Annotated in this window: 18 protein-coding genes; 8 read left to right on the top strand and 10 right to left on the bottom strand. The window is 44.3% G+C overall.

Annotated features, from left to right (window positions below; translation table 11 throughout):
* Nucleotides 1–69 precede the first annotated feature (69 nt).
* Both ACO067_RS22980 and ACO067_RS22975 read left to right on the top strand, forming a co-directional pair.
* Nucleotides 70–747: a hypothetical protein gene (locus ACO067_RS22980; protein ID WP_421878919.1), complete on the top strand. Its 678-nt coding sequence runs from the start codon at nt 70–72 to the stop codon at nt 745–747.
* Between the two features lie 73 nt (nt 748–820).
* Nucleotides 821–1,615: an RMD1 family protein gene (locus tag ACO067_RS22975; RefSeq protein ID WP_421878916.1), complete on the top strand. Its 795-nt coding sequence runs from the start codon at nt 821–823 to the stop codon at nt 1,613–1,615.
* On the opposite strand, the gene ACO067_RS22970 is transcribed toward ACO067_RS22975, so the two are convergent.
* Genes ACO067_RS22970 through ACO067_RS22930 form a run of 9 tightly spaced genes read right to left on the bottom strand, consistent with a single transcriptional unit; the run spans nt 1,612 to nt 18,438 of the window.
* Nucleotides 1,612–2,340, bottom strand: a complete 729-nt coding sequence (locus tag ACO067_RS22970) for a tRNA threonylcarbamoyladenosine dehydratase (RefSeq protein WP_421878913.1) — start codon at nt 2,338–2,340, stop codon at nt 1,612–1,614. The genes ACO067_RS22975 and ACO067_RS22970 overlap by 4 nt on opposite strands.
* Nucleotides 2,337–3,005: a TatD family hydrolase gene (locus tag ACO067_RS22965; RefSeq protein ID WP_421878910.1), complete on the bottom strand. Its 669-nt coding sequence runs from the start codon at nt 3,003–3,005 to the stop codon at nt 2,337–2,339. Before ACO067_RS22965 ends, ACO067_RS22970 begins: the two co-directional genes overlap by 4 nt.
* A gap of 52 nt (nt 3,006–3,057) precedes the next feature.
* Nucleotides 3,058–3,762, bottom strand: coding sequence for a hypothetical protein (locus ACO067_RS22960; RefSeq protein ID WP_421878907.1), 705 nt, complete (start codon nt 3,760–3,762; stop codon nt 3,058–3,060).
* A complete protein-coding gene (locus ACO067_RS22955) occupies nt 3,759–8,471 on the bottom strand; it encodes an efflux RND transporter permease subunit (protein ID WP_421878904.1) in 4,713 nt (1,570 codons plus the stop codon). The genes ACO067_RS22960 and ACO067_RS22955 overlap by 4 nt, the downstream gene beginning before the upstream one ends.
* Nucleotides 8,464–11,634, bottom strand: coding sequence for an efflux RND transporter permease subunit (locus ACO067_RS22950; RefSeq protein ID WP_421878901.1), 3,171 nt, complete (start codon nt 11,632–11,634; stop codon nt 8,464–8,466). Before ACO067_RS22950 ends, ACO067_RS22955 begins: the two co-directional genes overlap by 8 nt.
* A 21-nt stretch (nt 11,635–11,655) precedes the next feature.
* Nucleotides 11,656–12,714 carry an efflux RND transporter periplasmic adaptor subunit gene (locus ACO067_RS22945; RefSeq protein WP_421878898.1) on the bottom strand — a complete coding sequence of 353 codons (1,059 nt, stop codon included), beginning with the start codon at nt 12,712–12,714 and terminating at the stop codon, nt 11,656–11,658.
* Between the two features lie 21 nt (nt 12,715–12,735).
* Nucleotides 12,736–14,232 (bottom strand): TolC family protein, encoded by a 1,497-nt coding sequence (locus ACO067_RS22940; RefSeq protein WP_421878895.1) that lies wholly within the window; start codon nt 14,230–14,232, stop codon nt 12,736–12,738.
* A 4-nt stretch (nt 14,233–14,236) separates the two neighbouring features.
* Nucleotides 14,237–17,551, bottom strand: coding sequence for a hypothetical protein (locus ACO067_RS22935; protein WP_421878891.1), 3,315 nt, complete (start codon nt 17,549–17,551; stop codon nt 14,237–14,239).
* Nucleotides 17,548–18,438, bottom strand: a complete 891-nt coding sequence (locus ACO067_RS22930) for an ABC transporter ATP-binding protein (RefSeq protein WP_421878888.1) — start codon at nt 18,436–18,438, stop codon at nt 17,548–17,550. Before ACO067_RS22930 ends, ACO067_RS22935 begins: the two co-directional genes overlap by 4 nt.
* A gap of 239 nt (nt 18,439–18,677) precedes the next feature.
* Between ACO067_RS22930 and ACO067_RS22925 the strand changes: the two genes are divergently transcribed.
* The 5 genes from ACO067_RS22925 (at nt 18,678) to ACO067_RS22905 (ending at nt 22,027) form a co-directional block, all read left to right on the top strand.
* A complete protein-coding gene (locus ACO067_RS22925) occupies nt 18,678–18,929 on the top strand; it encodes a hypothetical protein (protein ID WP_421878885.1) in 252 nt (83 codons plus the stop codon).
* 68 nt (nt 18,930–18,997) lie between these two features.
* Entirely contained in the window at nt 18,998–19,732 is a 735-nt protein-coding gene (locus tag ACO067_RS22920; RefSeq protein ID WP_421878882.1) for an SDR family NAD(P)-dependent oxidoreductase, read from the top strand.
* A gap of 125 nt (nt 19,733–19,857) precedes the next feature.
* The gene (locus ACO067_RS22915) at nt 19,858–20,208 is read left to right on the top strand and encodes a hypothetical protein (protein WP_421878880.1); all 351 of its coding nucleotides are present in this window, start codon (nt 19,858–19,860) and stop codon (nt 20,206–20,208) included.
* 2 nt (nt 20,209–20,210) lie between these two features.
* On the top strand, nt 20,211–21,458 hold the full coding sequence (locus ACO067_RS22910; protein WP_421878877.1) for a hypothetical protein: 1,248 nt from the start codon (nt 20,211–20,213) through the stop codon (nt 21,456–21,458).
* Nucleotides 21,459–21,532: 74 nt separating this feature from the next.
* On the top strand, nt 21,533–22,027 hold the full coding sequence (locus tag ACO067_RS22905) for a hypothetical protein (protein WP_421878874.1): 495 nt from the start codon (nt 21,533–21,535) through the stop codon (nt 22,025–22,027).
* A gap of 3 nt (nt 22,028–22,030) precedes the next feature.
* On the opposite strand, the gene ACO067_RS22900 is transcribed toward ACO067_RS22905, so the two are convergent.
* A complete protein-coding gene (locus ACO067_RS22900) occupies nt 22,031–22,699 on the bottom strand; it encodes an HAD family hydrolase (RefSeq protein WP_421878871.1) in 669 nt (222 codons plus the stop codon).
* 281 nt (nt 22,700–22,980) lie between these two features.
* Here ACO067_RS22900 and ACO067_RS22895 point away from each other — a divergent pair, with 281 nt between their 5' ends.
* A complete protein-coding gene (locus ACO067_RS22895) occupies nt 22,981–25,053 on the top strand; it encodes a B12-binding domain-containing radical SAM protein (protein ID WP_421878868.1) in 2,073 nt (690 codons plus the stop codon).
* The last annotated feature ends 30 nt before the right edge of the window (nt 25,054–25,083 follow it).

Here is a 25,083-nt window from a genome sequence, read left to right as displayed (position 1 = left end):
GTTCGCGTTATTAGTAAAAGCAAAATGTAACGAGCTTATTACTTGGTGTATTTTTAACTTTGAGATCAGATGAGCCAGCAAATAATCAGTTTACATTCTCTGTCTGTCGACGAGATAATGGAGCGAATTCGAGATTCGATACCTTTCTTTCATTATGATCCAAAGCGCCATGTGATTGAGTTGCAAGACGAGCAATATGAGCCATTGGGCTACGTTCGTTTGCCACTGAATTACCAACTGGATGGGCAGTTAGAAATCGTTAATGAAGAAGCTATAGTCCTTTACTTGAGTATTGAGTCAGGTAATGCCGCATTGGTATTGATGGAAGGTGATCGTAACCTATATCACACTACTTTTTCGGCTTACATGACCCGTAAGAAACAAGGGTTTAGTCAGGTCAAGTACTTAAAAAAGAAAGGCAAATCACGAGCAGGGTCGCGTGTAAGACTGGCTGAAACTACTTCGTTTTTTGAAAAGATCAATACCACGGTCACTGAAGTGATGGAGGAAGATGAACTGGATCGGTTGGCACTGGGCTGTAGCAAGACTTTGATCCCATTTTTGTTTCAATCCAAAATTCCTTTTCCCATGGATAAGAATGATGATCGACTCTACAAAATTCCACTACACATCCCACAGTCCAATTTTACTAATCTGGAAGCGGCAATTAATAAGCTGAAAACGCCTGTTCTGCTTTATCAAAATGATTGCCGGGATACCTTGATCGATCTTTTGGATTTGGAATAAAAATTACGTCCAATCAATGCTACTTTTTTTGGGCGTTTACGTAATAGCAGCACATCCTTTTCTTTCTTAGATCATGAATCAAAAAATGGCTTATACAGCCTACTGCATAGCTGACAAAATAGAGCTGACTCGTTATCAGCAAGAGTACCCAGAAGACTTGTTATCCAAAGGTTCAAAAGAGGTTTATTACCAAGTCCGCCCAGGAGAATACTATTTCATGCTCAGCTATGGCGTGGTAGTGTTTGCCGGTATGTCGCCTCGCAAGATTTCAGAATATCTGGAACAGATAGAACCTTTCACCATCCACCACAAAGAGAAAGCTTCTTCCGATACGTTGCAGGTTCATTTTGAATTGGAAAACACGGAAGAATTGAAAATAACCTTTGATGCGCTGACACTTGGACATTTTGATCACGCTATCAACAGGATGATCATGATGCACCTGGCTCAGTCGGTAGCACTGGATCATTACAACATGCTGAGTCAAGCCACTCTGAGCGAAGTGAAGTCCTACACTCTGGATATGGAGCGGCGTGGTAAAGTAAAGCTTGGTCAAAAGAGGGCACTTCAATTCATAGGGAAGACGCTGAATACCAAAAACAGCATCGCTGAGAACCTGTACATTCTGGATAGTCCGGATGTGGCCTGGGAGAATGAATACCTTGACCGATTGCATGGAACACTGGCACGACACTTTGAGTTGGTAGCGCGATACCGAGAGATTGACAATACGTTGAAGATTGTGGAAGATAACCTGGAAGTCTACTTATCCTACAACCATCACCGGGAGAGTAGACGGTTGGAGTGGATCATCATTATCCTGATTGTGATCGAAGTACTTGACACATTCGCTACCAAACTGCTTTAATTGGAGGTTGGTACTGTCAGCCTCTTGATTACTTCAGCTGCCATGGTCATCCCAAACATGGCAGGCATATAGGAAATGGTGCCGTAGAAGGATTTTTTGTAGTTGGAGCCATCGGTCTTTTTCAGTGAATGCTGGAGTTGAATTTCGTCTGAGTAAACACACAGGACCTTCTTGTCTACGCCTTTGTTTTTCAGCATTTTGCGAAGCTGCTGGGCAAATTTGCATTCTTTGGTATTGCTGATGTCTGCTACTTTAATCCGCGAAGGATCGAGTTTACCTCCTGCACCCATCGAGGAAATGAATGGACATTTCATTCTTCTCAAAGTAAGAATCATGGAGAGCTTGGGTAAAAAACTGTCTATGCAGTCCAGCGCAAAATCAAACTGATGATCACGAAGAAACTGGTTCATGACATCCGGTTCCATGAAGTGATCGATGACTGTGATATGGAGTTCTGGGTTGATGTCCAGGAAGCGCCTTTCCAAAACATGTGCCTTTTGTAAACCCACCGTAGAGTTTAGTGCCTGAAGCTGTCGGTTTTTATTTGTAGGATCTACATCATCTCCATCTACTATGGTGATGCTTCCTACGCCTGCACGTACCAGAGTCTCTGCTGCATAGCTTCCGACACCTCCCAGACCAACCACCAACACGTTGGACTGCTTTAGTTGATTCAAAGCTTCTTCACCTATCAGTAGCTCGGTACGCTCTAGCCAATCACTCATCGCTTGAAAAACTGTTTTGCGTTTTGATTCATTTGGCGGCAAAGATCAGTAACTTCTATGGACAAAATGCCTGCTACGTGCTCATAAATATCCACAATGTTGGCTTCCGCCATGCTATCAGTCTCCAGAAAGAATCTATCTGGAGGGAGCACTTTTAATAATACCTCGTATTTATTCCGGGGCATGGTAGGCATCAATGATAAGTAAAAGCCCTGATGGATGAGTTGCCTGGCTAAAGTCGCATGACGGCCATAGCCATGAATGCACCAGTTGTGGATCTTTGGAAATTCCTTTTTGATTTGAATGAGTTGGTCAAACGCACGCACGCAGTGAATAACGACTGATTTTTCATGCTCCTCAGCTATTTTAAGCAAACTTCTAAGAATATCCATTTGAGATTTCATGGAAGGACCCTTCAGGTTGTCAAGTCCCATTTCACCCATAGCTAGACATTTGTCTTCTTTTAGAAGCCGTTCTAATTGAAGTGCGTTGGTAGGAGAGATGGGCTCTTCAGTCCACCAGGGATGCATTCCCACGGTATAATACTCGTACTCCTTCTCCTGACCGAGATGAACAGATATGATCTCCATCACATCCCTGCGATGCTTCTGGCGCATGCTATGCGTGTGAAAATCAAGGTAAGAGGAGTTGTTGAAAAGGTCCATGATGCTTCGTTCAGGATAAACTTAGCAAAGTGAGGGTCCTTTGAGCAATGTTTCAGACAAACTTTTCTCTAAACTGCAAATTGTACATCCCATAGAGCAAACACAACACTGTACCGACGATCAGATACAGTCGATTTTTGAATATGATGGTTTGCCAAATAAAGTTACTCATGTCTCGAGGTTCAGAGAACGGGTTAAGGAACACGTTGTAGGCATTGTAGCGCAGGGGTTCTGAGAAGATGAAAAAGATAAAGGACACGATTATCAGGACTATTGCAGTGCCATTGCCATTTTTAATCAGCGTAGATAGCATGAAAGCAAGCGCTGATAAAAACATAATTGGGAAGATTACCTGACTGATCATGGGTAAGAGATCAAAACGGTATAGCGTAAGATTAGCAATATTGGCCAGTACCAAAAGAATCACCGTGGCTACTCCGAGGGTAAGCACAAACCGCACCAACCAGACTTTGTATCGGTAATTAGGTATGCCGAAAATGGTTTCCAACATCTTGGAATCATCGTCATTTTGGATACCATAAGCCATGGGATAGAAGACCAGTAAAAGCCCTGGGAAAACCAAAAATCCGAAAATCACCGCTTCGTTGAAATCCGGATCATCGAAAATGGCAATGGTGATGATCAATGCAAAAAACAGAAAAGCTGCTAACACAAAGTAAACAAACTTATTGGCAAAGATGACTTTCACATTGTAGGTGATCAGTCGGTAGAGTAGAAGTAAGTAGCTCTTGATCATTGGTTTCTATTTTGATTTTTCATCAACCATAAATAGGCATCTTCGAGATTTGCTCTCACAGATACTGCATCTTCTCTAGGTTGGGTATCAGAAAGACACTTCACCCGAATCAGGTCACCTTCACGCATGTGATGAACGATTAAATAGTGCTCTTTTTCTTGTTCAAAGGTCTCAGGGTTCAAATGAAACTCCCACACCTTATCATGTGCTAATTCGGCCATTGCGGTTGGGCTTCCCATGTACTGAATGTTGCCAGAGATTAGCACTGCCAGGTTGTTGCAACTGCTGGCAATATCCTCTATAATATGTGTAGAAAAGACTACAATACGTTCTCGGCTGAGCTCTACCAATAGATTTCTAAACCGAATTCTTTCCAATGGATCCAGACCTGCGGTAGGTTCATCCACCACGAGAATCTTGGGCAGATGCAGTAGGATTTGTGCGATACCTATGCGTTGTTTCATACCGCCTGAGAAAGATCCAATCTTCTTGTGCTGGTGCTCATCCATATGGACAGCTTTCAATACATATTGAACTCGTTCCTCACGTTCGGTTTTATTGGTGATTTTCCGAAGGATGGCCTGGTAGTCCAAAAACTGATAAGGCGACATGTTCTCATAGGTGCCAAATGCCTGGGGCAAGTAACCAATCAAGCCCTGTAGTTCTTCTCTTCGCAAATTGGTATCGTGACCATTGATCCAGATTTTGCCATAACTCTGATCCATGATGCCGCAGAGAATCCGCATCAGTGTGGTCTTACCGGCACCATTTGGCCCTAATAGACCAAACATGCCCTGTTCAATGGTCAGACTGACACCTTTCAGCGCTTTGAATGGAGGTTTCTTCGGCCGTACATATGGCATTGCTAGCAGCAACCTAAAATAGAACCTCCTAATCTTGGCAAAGCGTCCTTTAATGGTGCTGACATCCAGCGGATTTTTAGCAAATTTCCTTTTCATCTGTGTCAGATACAATCCGGTAAACCAGAGCAAAATCAACAGTATGCCTAGTCCTTTCGTTTGTATATCAGCATACAAATAGATGGAGCTGAATAATGGAAACAGCCAGAATATCAGTCGGTTAAAAATCTTGACAAGACGTTTGCCTTTTGTGAAAAGACTTGTGATGTCTTCATAAATAGTTAAAACCAATAGGTGAAGACCGATCATGAAGACAAGCTGCCAGAAGGCCTTGTCCAGGTAGGTGTAAACAAAGAAGACCAGAAAGCTCAACAAGGCCAGCTGCCAAATGAGGTTTTGAAAGACCATTCGTTTGGTAAGTGGTGCTTCTCCACGTTCCTCATAAAGATGTTTGTTGCCTTTCCACTCCCTAATCCATCGCTTATCTCGACCATAAACCTTGGTCAGGTTCTGGATCACAATGTGCATTTTTTCTCCAGGTGCCACCATATTGGCATTGGCCTGGCGAAGAGAGGTAAGCACAAAATGAGTGCCTCCAGGTATCAGGATAAGTGCTGCGAGGAACCAGATGGATTGCCATAGGAAACCCTCGATCTCCAATGAGATAAAGACAGTCACCAGCACCATTAACCCTATTTGGGTGAATTTGGTGGTTGGCTTTAAATTCCTGAACCAATTCAAGACACTCTCCAGCCCAGCACTCATGGTCGGGATATAGATCAAGGTAAGAATGGTTGCGAAAGCCAAACCACCCATGACAGTAACTGCAAACGGTTGACCAATACTGATGACATATTCAGCCTCACCAAGAGCTAATGGGAGCATAGCCACAATGGTGGTAATGCTGGTAATGAGGATAGGCCGGATTCGTGAGATGCTGCTCATGATTAGCGCACGGTGTTTGCCATAACCCTGTCTTCGAAGTATTCTGGAGTAATCGATCAGAATAATTCCATTGTTCACCACCACACCAAGTAGGATTAAGAAACCGATCAATGTATTGGCATTGAGTAGGGAGTTGCCGGTCAATGTCAATCCCAAAAAGGCTCCAATCCCAGCCAGAGGGATTGAAAACATAATGACAATCGGCAAATAAAGTGATTCGAACACTGCTGCCAGGATCATGAAGATCACAATGATCGCAGCGAATATCAGGAAGTAAAATTCGTCGTATAGACCTTCATCATGAATGACTTCTACCACCATGCCAGATGGAATGTTTACACCACTAACCAGTTCATCAATTTCGATTCGGGAAGCTTCCAGTAGCGATTCTGAATTGACTACATCTTTGATAAATCCGTAGGTGATTTCGATTTGCTTTTCCTGATTAGTACGTGAGATGGTACTCTCTCCAGTAGAATAGATGACTGAGCCAATTTCATCCAAGCTATGTGTAGTTCCCGTGCTACTCTTAAAGGTCATTTTGCGTAAATCTGCCATGTTTTTGGCAGTAGCTGTTTGCTGTTTTTGAGTTCTTATGGTGATTTCATACTCCTCATCTCCACTGATAAAGTTGGTTCCTGAAGCGAAAGCCGGTTGGAAATCATTCAATCCTACTGCCACATTTTGCTGAGTGATGTTGTACGCACTCATGATGGACTGATCAAATAAAATATGAGCTTCCGGACGTTGAGGACTCACGCTCACTCTGCTGAAATTGACCGATTCCAGAGACCCTACGAATTTGTTGATATCCTCGGCCACAGTCTGCATTAGCTCAAAATCCTGCCCTTTGATCACAATTCGTTCTTGTGCAGTACCAATTCCCAGCATACGCTCAAAGTTGGCTCCCGCAGACGGTCCAGCACCACCTTGGCCTCCCTGACCACCACTGCGCAGCGGAGCTGTCATGGATAGTTCCAGATCCTCAAAGTCCCGTGACAGGCCTGTGATCCTGTTTTTCACGTCCAGTACATCAATCGTATCCAAATCGTTAAACCCTTCCACCAGAAAGATGGTCAAAACAGCATTGTCCTCTGATACCTGGCTGATGACCTTATCGACCACAGGGATTTCCATTACCTTTTCCTCTACCTTACGCGTGCGCTGATCAGTCCAGTCCAGCGTAGCACCTTGTGGCGGAGTGATGAACAGGTTCATGTCAGTTGTTTCTACTTCACTCAGACTAGAGATACTCACCAATAGGCTTAAGCCGATAGTGACGAAAAACAGAACCAGTCCACCAATTACTGTGAATGCAGGACGCCTAAAACATGATTTCAGGAAGACGATATATACTTGAATGAGCCGCTGACGAATGGAGGCATTCTTAATCAATGGTGCCTTGGAACGGTCTTCTTTACTAATGGCCGTATGTGCTAGCATCGGTACCAGAACCAGTGAAACCACCAGTGAAACCAGTAAGGTGGAAATGATGGAGATGCCGATATGTGAACCGATCGTGGTGACTAAAAAATTGGAAGAGAAAATGAACGGTAAGAAAACCGTAACCGTCGTAAAGGTGGCGGCTGACACGGATCTCATGACTTCTTTAGTGCCATCCACCACGGCGTCTTCGGTTCGTTTTTTATTCACCACATGACGGTAGATGTTTTCGATGACCACCACACTGTTGTCCAGCAGCATTCCCACGGCTAAGGCCATGCCGATCAGTGTCAGGCTGTTGATAGTGATGTCAGTGGCATAGAAAAAGTTAAATGCTGTAAACACAGAAATGGGTATCGCCAGAGCTATGCTCATGATGAACTTCAACCGTCTGAGAAAAACCCACAGAACGAAGATGGCCAAAAGTCCACCGGTCACTGCCAGGTTTTTGATTTGATTGATGTTTCGGGTCATCAGTTCTGCCTGGTTGCTTTGGACCAGCAATTCTATGTCCAGGGCTTCCAGGTCTTCGTTGATGGCTGCAATGGTAGCCAGGGTGCGGTCAGAGACCTCAATGAGATTTGCCTGACTATCCTTGGTTAGTCGAATGGATACCGCGTCTTTTCCGTTCACCCGGCTCAGGCTCGTTTCTTCTTTTACTCCAAAAAACACATCCGCCACATCTTGCAGTAGGAGCGGACCCTGTTCTGATACCACCAGGTTCTGAATGTTTTTGATGTCCTTCAGTTCGGCCGTTACATTCACAAACAATTGTTGGCCGTTTTGCTCTACTTGTCCAGCGAAAGCACTTTTATTGGCATTTTGTGACAGCACGGTCCTGATGGTATTGGGTGTGATGTTATTGGCTTCACACACCGCATCATTCATGATGATTTCAATGGTCTTCTGCCGACCGCCAAATACCTCAACACCGCCTATTCCTTCCAGGTCTTCCAGTCTTCTGGTGATGTACTGATCGGCTACATTACGAACCCGATCCACACCGCCGCTTCCTAGTACTTGCAGGTCCATAAAAGCGTTGGTAAACTGCTCAGTATCGATTTTGATAATGTTGACCATGAACTCGGGTGCCAAATCCGTTTTGATGGCGCCTACTTTTTGTTCCAGCTTTAGATAGGCATATTTGATGTTCACTCCGGGCTGAAATGTTATGAAAATCATTCCGCGGCGGCTATCTGCATTGGCAGTGATCTCTTCCACACCCTCTAGCGTACCAATGGCACTTTCTAGAGGGATGATGGCCTGACGCTCCATATACTTGGGGTCCACTTCATTGGAGGAGCCCACCTGTACAATCAGAATGGGAAGCTCCACATTGGGAAATATCTCCACAGGAAGTTTCTTGTAGGAAATGTACCCAAGCATCGAAAATCCAATAAAGAGCATGGAGATCAGGACCTTCCTGTGAATGATGGTATGTAGCAGTCCTTTCTTAGCCATGATCTGCTCCCGAATTTTGGTTCTTACTTCCAGTGAGTTTACCAATCAATTGCTCTATGCTTTCATAGAAGCATGGTATAATGATGAGCGTAAGCAGGGTAGAGGTGACCAATCCACCAATAACGGCAATGGCCATTGGAGCTCTGAGAGCAGCACTTTCACCAAACCCAAAAGTCAAGGGCAGTAAGGCTAAAATGGTTGTCAAACTAGTCATGACAATTGGACGAAACCTCCGCTGACCGGCATCCAGTATAGCTTGCCGCAAAGGCATCCCTTTTAGTTTGTTTTTGTTGATGCTGTCCACCAAAATGATGGAGTCATTTACAGCGATTCCCGTCAACATGATGATTCCGATGAAGGCCATCATGTTGAGTGGCATTCCTAAAATGAAAAACGAGACAATAGCACCTACACCGGCCAGTGGAATGGTGAGTAATATGGTAAACGGATGTATCAGTGACTCGAACTGCGAAGCTAACACCATGTATACCAAAATGACTGACAGAATCAACGAGAAAGTAAGTGTTTTCATCGACTCCTGCCTTTGAATCTCCTGGCCAGCTACTTGAATCTTGTATTGTGGGGGAACTGATAATTGATCAAATTTGGTATCGATGCTTTCGACTATTTGATCATACGGTTTGTCCACATTTACGCGCGCTCCTACAGAGATGGTGCGGGTTTGATTCTTCCTGTATATCGCATTGGAAGCATACCGTACGTCGATCTCTGCTATATCACTTAGAGGAATTTCTCCCTGGCTGCTCTTAATTCGTAAGTTGCCCAAATCAGCAACAGAAAGTTTTGGTACCTTGATGGTAATGTCTTGCATTTCCCCTCCACGCTCTATGCTTCCGGCGCTTTTCCCTTCCAGTTGGTCTTTGATTTGAGTAATTACCTGATCAATGGACAGATTGAGTAACCCAGCTCGATACTTATCCAGATCCACTTGAATCTGCGGAACGCCTTTCTCCAGATTAGATACCGGTTCATAGACGTCTGTGTTGGAAGACATGATGGCAATCACAGAATCAGAAAGGACGCTGAGCTGATCAAAGTTTGATCCGCTTACCTCCACGACTAAAGGCATTTCCTCATCACCAAGGACTACATTCAATGCACTTTCGTCATTGGAGAAGGTGGCTTCAATAGTCGGCAGCTGATCAAAGTAGCTGCTTAGTGTTCCTGTGAGCGTTGCAATGTCCAGTGTGGCTTCATCACTAAAGATCAGTTTTAAATTGGCCTTATTTGCTTTGTAAGTATTCGTGTTTTCCAATCCAGACTGGCTTTGCTCTGGTCCAATATGCGCATAGACCTTATCGAGTTCTTCTCCAAAGAGCTGACTGAGCTGGCTTTCAATCTGCTCAACTGTGGCAGATGTTCGCTCCAGTGTCGTACCGCTACCAAGTGTCAAATCCACCGATATGGCTCTTGTACTAGCCTGAGGCATGTACTCACTTCCCACTACTGACAGCAGCTGATAGCTTGCCAAAACCAAAATGAATGAACCAATGATGAAAGGAATACGATAACGAAGCACTTGATTAAGCAATCTTCCATAAGCCTGAAATTGCAATGGTTTCTCTTCGTGGATGGTTTGATCCTTACGAAAGATTCTGGAAAACAACATGGGAATGAAAAGCACAGCTACCACAAGGGAAGACAGCAGTGAGAAAGCCACCGTCCAGGCCTGGTCTTTAAAGAGTTCTCCAGATGGACCTTGGAGGTAAACAATCGGTAGGAAGACAATAATGGTGGTAAGGGTAGATGCCGTGATCGCTCCACTCACTTCACTTGTGCCCTGGATTGCTGCATCTATTACGCCAAGTCCTTCTTCACGTTTGCGAAAGATGCTTTCAACCACCACTATGGCGTTATCCACGAGCATTCCAGCGCCGAGAGCCAGTCCTCCCAGGGTCATCACGTTCAGAGTAAGCCCGTTGAAATACATGAGGTTAAACGTGGCTATGATGGAGATGGGAATGGCCAAACTGATAATCAGCGTAGTGCCAAGTCTGCGTAGAAAAACAAACAGCACCAGCATGGCAAATAATGCTCCGTAAAGCCCTGATTCTTTCACCTCATCGATAGCTCCCTGGATGAAACTTCCCTGATTTTGAATCACCACAAATTCATAGCCTGGAACCGATTTTTTTAAGCCATCAAGTACTTCATTTAACTCATTCACAGCATTGACTGTGTTATACTTGGTTTCTTTGTAGATGGACATGCCAAGGCTTCTTTGCTGATTTACCCGCACGATACTACTAGCTTCCTTGTCCAGAATCTTCAACGTGGCTACCTCACGGAGCAGGACCGGTACCTGACCAGAAGAATTGTCTGTATTGGCTGACGCTGCTTGCGTTGTGGATTCACCGGAAGGTGTTTGAGCACTTGCTGAAGGTGTGTTTTGAATGCTGGTATAACCGACGACCAATTCTTCCAGATCTTCAGGACGTTCGATAATTCCCAGTCCTTTGATCACGTATTTTCGACCCAGCTCCTGAATGAACCCGCCAGATACATTTCTATTATAGTTTTGAATTTTTGTAACCAGATCGTCCACCGTAAGGTCAAAAGAGGACAATAAATTGGGGTCTGTTTCCAATACTACTTCTTTTTCTTGTACGCCGGACAGTCGTACCTCAGCAATACCTGGCAGTCGAATCAATTCATTTCTGAAACTGTTTTCTGCCACTCTTCTGAGGGCTTCCAGGTCGGTTGTATTCGGATTATAAACACCCAGGACCATGATTGGCGTGGCATTGGGGTCGAATTGTGAAATGACGAATTCATCGATTTCATCATTGAGTGAAAACTGAGATAGGGCTTTTTGTAGATCGAGGAAAGCTTCATCCATATCCTTTCCCCAGTCATAGCGAACTGTCACCTGTCCATAGCCAGTCTGACTGATGGAACTCACTTCTACAGCTCCACTCTGACGGATGGCTACCGATTCGATGTTTTCTACAAACTGCTTTTCCACCTCAGACGGAGGCTTGATTCCTACCTTTAGCTCCACAAACAATGTTGGGTTCTTCAGGTCTGGAAAGAGTTCGATTCCCAGCTTGTTAAATGAGATGGACCCCAGCAAGATGATGGCCAGGATGAGCATCAGTATAGAGATGGGATAGGCGACTGCCAGTGAGACTATTTTCTTCACAAGAATGAGGTTTTTAGTGGATTATTGGATGACACTTACTTTGGCTTTGTCACGAAGGGTTTCAAAACCTGAGATCACCAGACGATCATTGGCCTTTAACCCGCTCAGCACCTCAATGGCATTCATGTTTTCCAGTCCTGTGGTGATTCTCTTCTCTATGGCAATGCCGTTCTCTACAATAAAGACCACTCGCTCATCCTGACGAGAAATGATGGTTTCTTTGGGTATGACGATTGTACTGTCATGCTTTTCCGACAGTATAGCCGCTTTGATAAACATCCCAGGGCGGAGTAGTCGCTTGCTGTTGTTGATCTCCAGAACGCTTTGGAAGGTTCTGGTACTTGCGTCAATGACGGGTGAGATTTGACTGATCTTACCTCTGATCGTATCTTCGGCGATGTTGTAATTGGTGATTTGTACCTCCTGATTCAGTGCGACTTCAGGCAAATGCTTTTCAGGGAGTTTCACATCCATGAGCAGGTCTTTGTACTCCATGATCTTAAACAAGTCCTGACCCTGATCCACTTTCACGCCGTTGGTGTGGTAGGGTAGTTCCACGATCACTCCATCAAAAGGTGCCTTTACGGCCATCTTGGCCAGCTGTATCTCCGCGTTTTCATAAGCGTACTTCGCATTCATGAACTCAATGGAAGCATTGTTTAATTCGGTTTGAGTAACTCCACCTTTTTCATGCAAAGACTTTTGCTTGTTCAGGTTCTGTTCAGCCAACTCCATGTTGAGCTTTTTACTCTCCACCTGCAGGTTGTTGACAAACTCACGGTCCTCCAAACGAATGATCACCTGACCAGCTTTGATGACATCACCGAGGGCATAGAATCTGCCAGTCTTGGGATTCGTCTGGAGCTGATACTTCCCGGAGAGCTCCGATTTCAGTATTGCTTCTTGGGTGGAGTACACTGTGCCTGTGGTCTCTATGAACTTAGAAATGCTCTGTGGCTTAAGGCTCATGACGGAGACTGGTATTTTGATCTCAGTAGAGATATTGGATTGCTCATTGTTACACGAGAGCAGTAAAAGGGTTAATGTCAGGGCCAGTAGGAGGTTAGAGATCTTTTTCATATCAAATATCAATTGCATGGATTAGTAGGTTGTGGTCATTACGGGTTGGTCATTCTCAAAGTCGTACAGAGAAAGAATTTTCATATTTAGCAGCTCTATCTTATAGTTGATCAAAGCGTTAGCTAAAGAGCTTTTCTTGTCTGATAGCTGGTTCTGAAATCTATTCAGGTCGATACTAGTGAGGTCACCATTGCGGTAACGCTCCAGGTTAATATCATAGGTGAGTTCGGCATTTTTGACGTTTTGCTCAGCTATTTCTATCTGGTTTTCCAGGTTTTGCAGGTTTCTGTACACCTTTCTAATGTCAATGATAATGTTGTTTCGCTCCACATCCAGATCTACCTTGTTGATCTCCATGTTAGCATTGGTGGCTTCCATACGAGCTTTGTTTTCGCCCCAATCCCAAATCGGGATACTGAAAGAAATGGCCACACGGGGATTGACTGTAGGTGATTCGTAAATCTGTGGTGCCTGTTCATTATCACCAAATACGCCTAAGGAGAGCGACACAGCTCCTTTGAATTCATTGAGCGATTTGGTGCGAATCAGTTCAAACTGTGAGCGTTCAATATCGATGCTGCGCTGCCTGATCTCCATGCGGTGATCCAGTCCATACTGAATGGCCTGGTTCAGGTCTACATCTTGCGTAATGAAATTGATGTCTACTTCCACTTCAATTTCTTGATCCAGATCCATTCCAAGCAGCAGTTTGAAGTCATCCGCTGCATTGTCCAAGGTGACCTGGTTGTTTTCTAAGGTAGATTTGGAGGTGGCCAGGTTAAGCTCGGCCTGATAGAGCTCTTCTTGTGCCAGTAAATCTGCATCTACTTTGTTTTTGGTGATTTCGTAACTCACCAGCTGATTTTCGTACTCGTCCTGAGCAATTTCCAGATTGTTTTGGCTTTGATAAAAGGTGTAGAATGACTGAGTTACGTTTTGCTCTATGGTGAGGAGCTGTAGGTCATAACTCATTTGTGCGTTCTCCAGGTTGAGCTCTAGTTCCTTGAGTTGTAGTTTGGTCCGATTGTACGTGAAAATGGGTTGGTCCACCATCAGGTACAGGTTGTTGCTGTAGGTTTGAGTTCTAATGTCCTGAAACTCAGAATAGTTGTCCCGGTAGCCCAATCGATTGATTAAGGAAATGGTACCATCGGTAGCAGTAATGGGTTGACTTACTGAGAAATTGGCAAATGAGTTGTAGTCTTCATTGGTGTTCCACTGTGAGAAGAGGTCATTGAATACTCGGGTGCGTTGGTAATCAAATGGCGTAACATCCAGCGAAAAGCGTGACTTCAGCGCAGCTCGCTGGGCATCCAGGCTGCGCTGGTTGCTAAACAGGTTGAGCCGTGATTTCTTGATGTTTGGGCTGCTGTTTTGCGCAATGATGATCGCCTCTTCCAGTGTCAGAGTTCGCTGGCCTTGTGCATTGAGCGAGCAAAGGAATACCAGGCTTATTGCCATGATCAATGCCAATAACCTATTGGAGACATATTTCATTTTTGACTGATTTCTACTCATAATATTATTGCTTAACCCATTTGATAGCATCTGCATACACCGTTCTAAATTCGCTTTTATCTGTTTGAGTGACACTGCCTCCATTGGTGTGGAAGTAGTAAGAACCCAGGTAGTTCCAACCTGCCTCCGCATTGGTCAGGTTGTATTGAATTTCATCTGTACCATCTCCATGATGGATTTGGTAGTAATAGTTAAATTGTCGGTTATCTCCTCTGCCGACATATTCATTTTGATTCGGTCCCTTTAGGTAGACATAGAGATCATAAAATCCTTCCTCATCTAGCTGAGGTGTCCAGGTTGCCAGTTTTTCTCCTTTGCCGGATCTGGTGAAGTGTGCTGACCGAACGATTCGCCCATAAAAATCCGATCCTGTCGTTGCTAACCATTTGGAATAAGATCTAAACCAATTGCCGTAATACTGCTGCTCTGTGGTGTCTCTGCTGTCTAGATAAGCCCTAAGATAAGTGGGCTCAATTGGTGAGAAGGTAGAAAATCCTTCGTCTTCATTGTCTACGATCACCTGGTATTGACCTTCAGCAGCTGTTTCTGAAATAGTTCTTTCTCCATCAAACAAACTAGCACTTAGCTTTTTACTAGCAGTACGAAGAGAGAGATTGATTTCAGAGGGGATGTTTTTGGAGATGATGGTATTGATCGTCACCGAGTTGGGACGCTGGTCCAGTAAAAACCCAAACTGCTTGGCTTGACCTTCCTTGACAATTGAGAGTTTGCCAGGTTCAGTATCAGTTGGTGTGTCATTGTCGGAGTTATTTCGTCTTTCCTCGCCAGTGTTGAATCTAACCTCCAACACTCCATCATTATCTCCTGAGTTTTTGATGTCCAATAGTACCTGAAAGCGTTTTCGGTCGCCATCCAACACTTCATAGGTTTGAAGGTTTAATACTTCAAAAGCAGCCTGGGATTTGTCGGAGTAGACTTTCCTGATAATGGGATCTATGTCCAATCCAAATTGGTCTGATATGGCAGACCGGAATTGGTCATAAGAGGTGAGTTCATGATTGTGCTCAGACACCCAACTAGTCAGGAAATCACGAAATGCCTGTTCACCTATTTCGTAACCTAGATAGGCGAATAAGTATTGGCTTTTCAGTTCCACGGTTTTCTGTATTTTTTTGAAATCAGATTCGGTCAAGATCTCTGTGAAACTAGACTCACGCATGAGTTGATTGCATTCTTCAGCAAATGAGATACCATTCATATTTCGAGAATAGTCGTTTTGCTGCTGCTGATCGTTTCTTAGGTAATTAGCAATGCTGCGGTCTAGTAAAGGCCAATCTGAGCTGATTACGCCGGAGTTGTAATCATAATAGTTGGCAAACAGTGAATAATCTGCTTCATCAGCATTACTACCCGACCAAAACCAGGTGGCTCCACTCTGCTTAGTCAGTTCTTGTTTGATTAAGTCATTGAAAATGTTGGCCTGTTTTTCTTTTTCGGTAAGGGTTTCATTGCGCTGACGAGCTTGTCGGTTCATGTCTCGCATTTGCCTTCTGAAGTCATATGCCCGAATCTCTCCACCTTCTTCTGGCCAATAAACAGTCTCAGGTTGTAGGTAGGCCTGATGGTTTTCATAAATCTTGTTGTAGGCTGCAAACTGCACCGGGACTTCCACCAACTGCAATCTGCGAAAAGGATATGCTAGCTGCTGATCTGCCTGGTATTGATTGGCAATGTCACGAATAAGAAAGCTCAGCGTGTCTGGAAGCTCATTTAATTGCTCTGCGAAGAAATCATGAGCTGGATAGTGGTAGATCGAATACGCGACACTGTCTACGACCAACTCCTTCTTTAGGTATTGACCTATAGCAAGAGAAATTTGGGGTAGTGGATACTCGGGTTGAAAAGTATATGATTCTTCTCCTGCAACTAAAGATCCTTGTGAAATAGGGGTTAATCCAGGAAGTGGCTTTACCTGTAGACTAAAATCAATATACGCACTGCGTGATTTGGAAGGAGCTACCCGATTGTACCCAACAGGTGTGTCTGGATACCAAAGCACATCTTTGGTCAAAAGCACATAATCACTTTGGAGGAAGGCATACTCCTTCTGAATGGAAAACATGAAAAATTCATTGGCACTCTCATACCGCTCCTGATCCACTTCCAAATGTGCTATTGATGCATCAATGGTTCCGGCGTATTCTATGGTAATTTGTTGGGTCTCATTGGGAGCCCAATCAATCTCATCTATCCATACCATTTGTAACTCCTGATGGAATGGAACCGTAGCTCCATTTATCGCTATGGATTGTACAACTAAGGATGGGTTTAAGGAGAAGTAAGACTTGTTAAGTGATTGATTATTAATGTTTTTTGCATAAATACTTGAAGTGACTTGCAGGCTATTTTCTAGTTGATGGAGATCGATATCATGAGCCAAAATGGTGATATTAGGTTCATTGATCCATTGATCATTCATGGTGATAAATGCTTCACGCTTGCTGAGTGTTTCCTGCCGCATCTGCCACAGCTGGATCATGATGGTCGCTGCTCCGATTATTAGGATGAGTCCTAATAAACCGGAGGCAATCTTTGCCCTGCGATGACTTGCCAGGCGGTCCAGGAAAAAAGAAGTTAGAACCAGGCAACTCATTCCGATGAGGAAATAGAATAATCGCTGACGAAGCGCAAAATCCATGTCTACTGTGCCGGCTATTTCGGAAATAAAAAGTGACAGTCGAAAGGCCGAAAAGTCTAAAATATTGGAGAATTGATCAAAGTAATAGATCAGCTGCACTCCAGCAGCACCGATCATCAATACTATGGCTATCGGTTGATTGCGCAGCAGCGTCACTAGCAAGAAGCCCAGTCCGGTAGTAAATATGATGCTGGGCACACTCATCAAAAGCGGATAGAGGACGAACGATTGAGGGTTGAAGGTGGCATCAGGATTGGTGAGATTGACGATCATGGGAATGCACAACAGCACCATGTTGAGCGTGAAGAACAGCTTAAATAATGCAAGCGCTTTACCCAGTACGTAATCCAGATTGCTGATGGGTCTAACAAAAAAGACCTCATTGGTATCGACTTTCTTGTCCTTTTTGATCAGTCCGGTACTCAAAAAGACCACAGCAGCTATCTGTGGAATGCTGATTAATATCATCACAGCGTAGGGCATCAGCCAGCTATTAGCCAGGTTTTCCCAACGCGGCATATCCACCTGAGAGAATACCGCGATGCTAAAAATGGTGACGAATCCCAGTCCAGCCAACGCCACAATTCTGAAGAACCAGTTCCGCCAGAGAACCAACGATTCGTATTTGGAGATGGTCCATATGTTTTTTAGTGAAATCATATCAGCGACACTCCCAGTTCATTTTCCATAAAATAGACATATGCATGCTCCAGATTCGGATTAGCATTGACTGCCCTGGCGTGAGGTTGCTCATTGGCAATGATTTGCACTTCCCATTTGCCCTCCACTGGAATGGTGGAGACCACTGGATACCTGGTTTTTAGGTCGTTGAACTCCTCATCGTCTAGCAGTGCTTGCCATACATATCCTTTTACCTGATTGATCATTCCTTCTGGAGATCCCTTGAAGACCACTTCACCTTTGTTGAGCATGGCCATGTTGTGGCAGGTACTACTGATGTCTCCCACAATATGCGTGGAGAGGATGATGGTCACATCTTTTTGGCTGAGGTCTGATAGAATATTTCTAAACCGAATGCGCTCCTCAGGATCTAGTCCGGTAGTGGGTTCATCGATGACCAGAAGTCTCGGATCACCAATCAATGCTTGTGCAATTCCCAATCTTCTTTTCATACCACCCGAGAGTTTGTTAGCCATGCGTTCTCGCACATCCAGTAAGCCAACTTGGTCTAGTAAGTAATCCACTTTTAACAAGCGCTCCTTCTTGGAAAGGGAGGTGGCCAGTCTGGCTGCATAATCCAGAAATTCCCAGGTTTTCAGCTTGGTGAAAAAGGTGAAGTCCTGAGGGAGGTATCCAATTAGTGGTCTGATTTTTTGCCGTTGGTCATTGATGTCCATGCCATCTATCAGGATCGTTCCTGAGGTGGATTTCTGCACGGTGACCAGTATCCGCATGAAGCTGGACTTACCAGCACCATTAGGCCCCAGAAGACCAAACATGCCACTGCCTATCTCCAAATCAATGTTTTTGATGGCAGCATGTCCATTAGGGTAGACTTTGGAAAGACCAGATATATGGATGTTCATAGTAGCTCGTGTCTAGACGAGCTATAAAAGTGGAATACTCGCATGTTTGGTTAAGTCGGTTTGGTTGTAGACGATTGTCCACACCGTGAAGTTACAGGTCTGGTAGAAATGATATTTCATTCGGCTTCATTTTCATAAGAGCGGCCAAATATCTAAAAGAACGGTAGCTCCACTGAAGCATTTTGTTTGGAGGTGCTGTGGATCAGTTCTAAATTGCCAACTTAATTGAAGAAACAACCATGTTTGACGGCTTAGATTTCCCACAGTCTCTAGATGAAGAAGTATTTGACAACTGGCTGGAGAATGGGCGCCAGGCCAAAATTGGCTACAGTTATTTGTTGATTGTTTGGGATTCATTCGAGTCCAGCTACATGCCTGTGTACGCTGAAAACCGTGAAGCCATGCAACACTATGAGAAGTATCAAACGGCCACCGGACGGGAGTCTTTAGTAGCTGCTTATGACTTGTACAGCGAGAGTAGAGTGGGGTAATCAATAGACCGAGTGTTGTAGATTCAGTATTTTAGTATAGTTATCTACCACCAACACTAAATTTATCAATGGCTAAGATTTTTATTACTGGTTCATCGGATGGACTTGGACTTCTCGCGGCTAACAAGCTCATAGATCAAGGTTATGAAGTGATTCTACATGCCAGAAATATCTCCAGAAAGCAAGATACCATTGAAGCTACAGCGGGGGCTTCAGAAGTCCTCGTCGCTGACCTGTCCGTGACAGAAGACATCAAGAAACTGGCAGAGGAAGTTAATAGCCAAGGCTCATTTGATGCCATCATACACAATGCGGGCATCTACACCGCTTCGGGGGAGCAATTGAGACAAGTGAATGTACTGGCTCCTTATCTGCTTACATGCCTGATCAATCCTCCAAAACGTTTGGTCTATTTAAGTTCAGGAATGCATCGTGGCGGACTTCTTGATTTTCCCAGCCTTAAATCTGGCGCAATTACCTATTCAGATACTAAACTCTACATTAACCTCCTCAGTGCAGCGGTGGCACGTTATTGGCCAGATGTTTATAGCAATGCGGTTGATCCGGGTTGGGTGCCGACTAAAATGGGTGGAAGCAACGCGCCGGATGATCTGGATAAAGGAGCAGAAACTCAATGCTGGCTGGCGGTTAGTGAAGACGTCCAGGCTAAGGTGACGGGTAAGTATTTTCACCATCTGCACACTGAAGAGGGAAGGTCTGATGCTCAGGATATCAACAATCAGGAACAGTTTTTAAAATCCTGCGAAGCATTGACTGGAGTAGGGCTACCTAACAATAGGTGAGCGTCACGAGTCAGTTGTCGATCAAATGGATTTCAAGATTGTTAGTGTCAACTGGCAATTACCATAAAAGAGGTATTGAGGGTTTTGGATAACGGAATTAACTTCACTGGAAAAACAATGAAGTCATGGCACAAATATTTCGATATCCCAAGGTCAATAAACAAATAGCTGAAGGAGATCACACTTTCAGGGTAAAGGTACACTCAGATGCGTGTTCTGTTCAGACCATTGTCAATATCCCCGGAGACGAGGATCCCATTATCACAAATAGTGATTCTACCTCTATTACAACCAAAGAGAACCTCATCAAGAGTGACTCTGTAGTCGTTTGTGAAGCCTATTGCCCAATAGCTAGTGAGGATGAAGTATTTATAGACTTTTTCCTGGATGAGGAAGAAGCACCTTTGGTATCGCACAAAAAGGATCGCGGTGAGGATCATACCCATCTGATTATCTTCAAAATCAAATTCTCCTAATCATGAAATACTATTACCTCTTGACTATTGCGGCAATTTTTATCTTCACCAGCCATTTGAATGCACAGGAAAAGTTTTCCTCCATTCGTTCCAGTGCCAATCCAGCTAATACCATGCTGGGGCTACAACCTAGCAATATTCTGAAACCCAAAACCTATGATGCTCTGGAAGTGGCTTTGTTTTCCAATGCCTTTGATGGTAACAACCTGGTGATCCCCAATGACTTTTCTTTGGAGTTTAGTCCATATTGGTTTAAAAATCATTCCTTGGTTTTAGAAGATTATCTTGTTCCGGAAAGTCCCTTTGCCGGTTTGTGGAGATCCTCTAGTTTTTCGATTGCCTCCACTCAGAATTTTCTCCTTCAGGATAGTACGGCAACTAATGCTTTGGCTTTAGGGTATCGGACAACTCTTTACTTTGGATCGAAAAATGACAAAACGCTGATTAAGGCCTACATCCAGCAGATAAAAAGTGTACAGAATAGCCGAATTATTATCACTTCCCAGTTGGAATTATTGCCAGATACACTATCTGAATCCAATTTGAAGCAGAATATACGACAGATCATCAGTCCATCAGTCATTTCCCATGATAAGATTGATGAGTTTGTCGAGCAGGAGTATCAACTCTACAAATCAAATCAGCAATCGTTTAATGATAAGTTGATTGACGTGTTATACGCTACTGATAACGCCCTATTTACAAAGTTTGAATCTTATATTCAGAATAGACCTGGCTTGTCAGTTGATCTGGCTTTCGCCAATACCATCAACTTTCCAACCAATGAATTCGAAACGGTTTATGCTCCTAGATATTCACTTTGGATAACTCCATCCGTTCAGTTTAAGGATAATTTGGACTTTTTCAAATTAATCGGTGTGCTACGATACGAATGGTACGACGAGGACTTTTACAGTGAGTATTTTCCTGACAGAGAAGTATTCCAGAATAACTTCGACTATGGATTATCAGTGGATTTTTCGTTTGATAAAATCAATTTTCAGTTTGAAGCCATTGGCCGATCCGGTCGATCTGAAATACCAGTATCCGAAGATGCTAATGGGAACACACTCTATCGAAAGGACACCTCCAGCGATTCACAATACATTGGTAGTTTGAGTTATAATATCAATGAGACACTTGTCTTGACCTACAGTCTTGGTAAGCGTTTCGAGCCTTTTACGACGCAGAGTAACCTGGTATCACTCCTTGGGCTCAATTTGGGCCTTGGAGTTTGGGAGAAGGAATAGCATGAGAGCATGTATTTGAATTGAGCTTGACGAAAATCATTTGACTGATTGGTAAACTGCATTAGCTTACGATCATGTCCAGTTTTAGAATAAGACCCCGGTTCAAGCACCTTGTTCAGGCAGATAAACAGACTTTGATTGAGCGCCTTCAGCAAGCCGTAATGCAAGATGAGGTACTCACGGCTTCTTTACTATCCGATCACCTTTACATTCGGATAGGTCCAGCTGATCGTCACAGCTGGTCTCCGCAGTTGGACCTTACCTTTGAGCAGGAAGGCGAACAGGTGATTGTTCGTGGGCTCTACGGTCCCAACCCCACACTTTGGGCTTTTTTCTTTTTTGGCTATGTAGCCCTGGGTATTTTAACCCTTTTCATAGGCATGTGGGGATTCAGTTTGTACAGTTTAGATCAGGATGCGTCCATTCTGTGGTTTATACCCGGCTTTGGAGCTGCTGCATTGGTGCTCTATCTGATTAGTCAGACAGGTCAGAAGCTGGGTGCTCAGCAGATGTTTGACATTCACCATGTATATGAAGACGTGGTGAAAGGCAGGGTGGTCATCCACTAACCCTTAGCTATTACCTTCAAAAACAGTTCGGATGCGATCGTACTTGATCTCCTCAAAATCCTGAATAACCAGATCGGCTTTGCTATAGTCCTGATTCTTAGAATGCTCACTGTCAAAACCCACACAAAAAATGCCTGCTCCTTTGGCAGCCTCAATGCCGTTAGTAGCATCTTCAATCACTACGCATTCATCTGGGTTGTACCCGGTTGCTTCGGCCGCTTTGATGAAGATCTCAGGATGCGGTTTGGATGCTTTCAGTTCTGCGCCGCTCAGCTTGGCCTTGAAGTACTGGTTCAGGTCAAAACGCCTGAAGATGCGATCAATACTCGCCATAGTAGCGGATGACCCCAGGACAAGAGTGAGATCGTTGGCGTGATAGTTCTCTATTAGCTTGCGAACACCTTTGATCAGATCAAAGTCCTTGTCATTATCAAAAATGATGTCGTAATGGCGTCTTTTAATGGTTGCTAACTCATCAGGAGTGTGGGAAAGCTGGAAGTGTTCCTTTAGTTGCTTGCATACATTGATGGTAGACTTGCCTGTTAGCGAGTCGTAAAGTTCCGCTGAAACTGTGATCCCAACTTCATCAAACATTTGATGATAGGCACGGTAGTGAAGCGGCTCACTATCAATGATCACTCCATCCATGTCAAAAATTACCGCTTTGAGCATCCTTTTTTGATTGCGAAGATAGGAATGGATTAGAACTTTGGTCACATATTACCTAGTCGTCGGACCACTCAAAGTGGTCTGACGACTCAATCCACCGGTGGTATCAGTCCGACAATTGATTGAATAGTGTGAAAAATTGAGGAACTTGCGGGTAAATTGGTTCTCTGCTTTGAAAGACACTCTACTCGTCACTCCACCTTTTACACAGCTCAACACACCATACCCCGGCTACTGCTTATTTGAAAGGCTTTCTTAACACGCATTCTATTAGCTCTTTTCAAATGGATTTGGGTATTGAGGTGATTGTGGAGCTATTTACCAGGAAACGCCTGGAGGAGCTCTTTTCGCTAGCCTCACAACAGAATACATTTCAATCAGAGAATAGTCAACGCATCTATGCCTTACGTCAAAACTACCTCGATACCATAGAGTTGGTCATTGGTTTCTTGCAAGGAAAGCATCCAACGCTAGCACGTCAAATCTGCACAGAGCAGTTTCTGCCTGAGGCTTCTCGCTTTGAACAACTCGACGAACTGGACTGGGCATTTGGCAGCATGGGCATGCAGGACCGAGCCAAGCATCTCGCCACGCTCTATCTGGAAGATTTATCGGATTTCATCGTGGAGTGTATCGATCCTCATTTTGGGTTTAGTCGGTATGCTGAGCGGTTGGGTAGAAGTGCCAATTCCTTTGATGCGCTCTACCATGAATTGACGCTCGAACTTACGTGGATCGATGAAATGACCCTGGAACTGCTTGATCAGCGAATAAAGGAACATCAGCCATCACTGGTTGCTTTTTCGGTACCCTTCCCAGGCAATCTCTACAGTGCCTTTCGATGTGCTCAACATATCAGGCAGAACTATCCAGATATCAGAATAGCCATGGGCGGAGGTTTCCCCAATACAGAGCTTCGTACCCTCAAAGATCATCGAGTGTTTGAATTCTTTCATTACATCACTCTGGATGATGGGGAGTTGCCGATTGAACTGCTGATCGATTATGTCAAAGAAAGAGGTCAACAGCTGAAACGTACTTTTCTGCTTCAGGATGGCCAGGTTACTTACCAAAACGACTCTCCAAGACCGGATTACAAGCAAAAGGATGTGGGTACTCCTGATTATTCTGATCTGTTACTAGATCAATACATATCAGTCATCGAGGTAGCTAACCCCATGCACAGCCTTTGGAGTGATGGCCGGTGGAACAAGCTGACCATGGCACACGGCTGCTACTGGGGTAAGTGTACTTTCTGTGACGTGTCATTGGATTACATCAGGCTCTATGAGCCAGTCGCGGCCCGGCAACTGGTGGACCGGATGGAAGCACTGATCGAGCAGACCGGAGAACGAGGATTCCACTTTGTGGATGAGGCTGCTCCTCCGGCACTGATGCGGGAAGTAGCTCTGGAAATACTCCGAAGAAACCTGGTGGTTACGTGGTGGACCAATATTCGATTTGAGAAGAGCTTTACACTGGATCTTTGTGTCTTACTGCAAGCTTCTGGATGTATCGCAGTATCAGGAGGGTTGGAAGTAGCCTCAGATCGTTTGCTAAAGCTGATCGATAAAGGTGTTACCGTGGAGCAAGTTGCGCAGGTCACGAGCCATTTCACCGAGGCTGGTATTATGGTTCATGCTTACCTGATGTATGGCTATCCATCACAGACGATTCAGGAAACGGTAGATAGCATGGAAATGGTGCGGCAACTCTTTGAGCTCAACCTGATTCAGTCAGGGTTTTGGCATCAATTTGCTCTGACGGCTCACAGTCCGGTGGGCCTTGATCCGGATGCATTTGGTATTCATCCGGTAACAGTTGATGCAGCATTTGCTTACAATGACGTAGCATTTAACGACTCCACAGGCATTGATCATCAACAGTTTAGTGAAGGTTTGAGAAAATCGTTGTTCAACTACATGCATGGATTGGGATTCGACCTGCCGCTACAGGATTGGTTCGACTTCAGCATTCCCCGGACCACCATCAAGTCTTCTTACATTCAAAGTTGCCTGGACCGTGACGTGGATGAAAATCGATTCAAACCTACTGCCAAAATTGTTTGGTTAGGAGGGAAGCCTTCTTTAACTCGGGTGAAGGTTCGTGAAAAGGAGAAGAATGCGGAGCGCATCCAAATGACATTCCACACGAAAAAGACAAGTTTTGATATAGTACTTCCTTTGAAAGAGGGTCATTGGCTAGCCGAGCAGTTGGAGAGCTGGTCACCAGTAGCTAAACCCAGGACGTTGGCAGATGTGAAGAAATCTTTTTTAGAACATCTCGAGCACTTCGAAGCTTTTTGGTTTTCTGAAGCACTTGACACCTTGCGGATACATGGCTTGTTGTCTTTGTAAATTACGCTTACTCGTTATCCATTATTTCCA

This window comes from Marinoscillum sp., assembly GCF_965229915.1.
GTDB lineage: Bacteria > Bacteroidota > Bacteroidia > Cytophagales > Cyclobacteriaceae > Marinoscillum.
The sequence above is the reverse complement of the archived record's forward strand: the minus strand, read 5'-3'. Positions and strand labels throughout refer to the sequence as shown.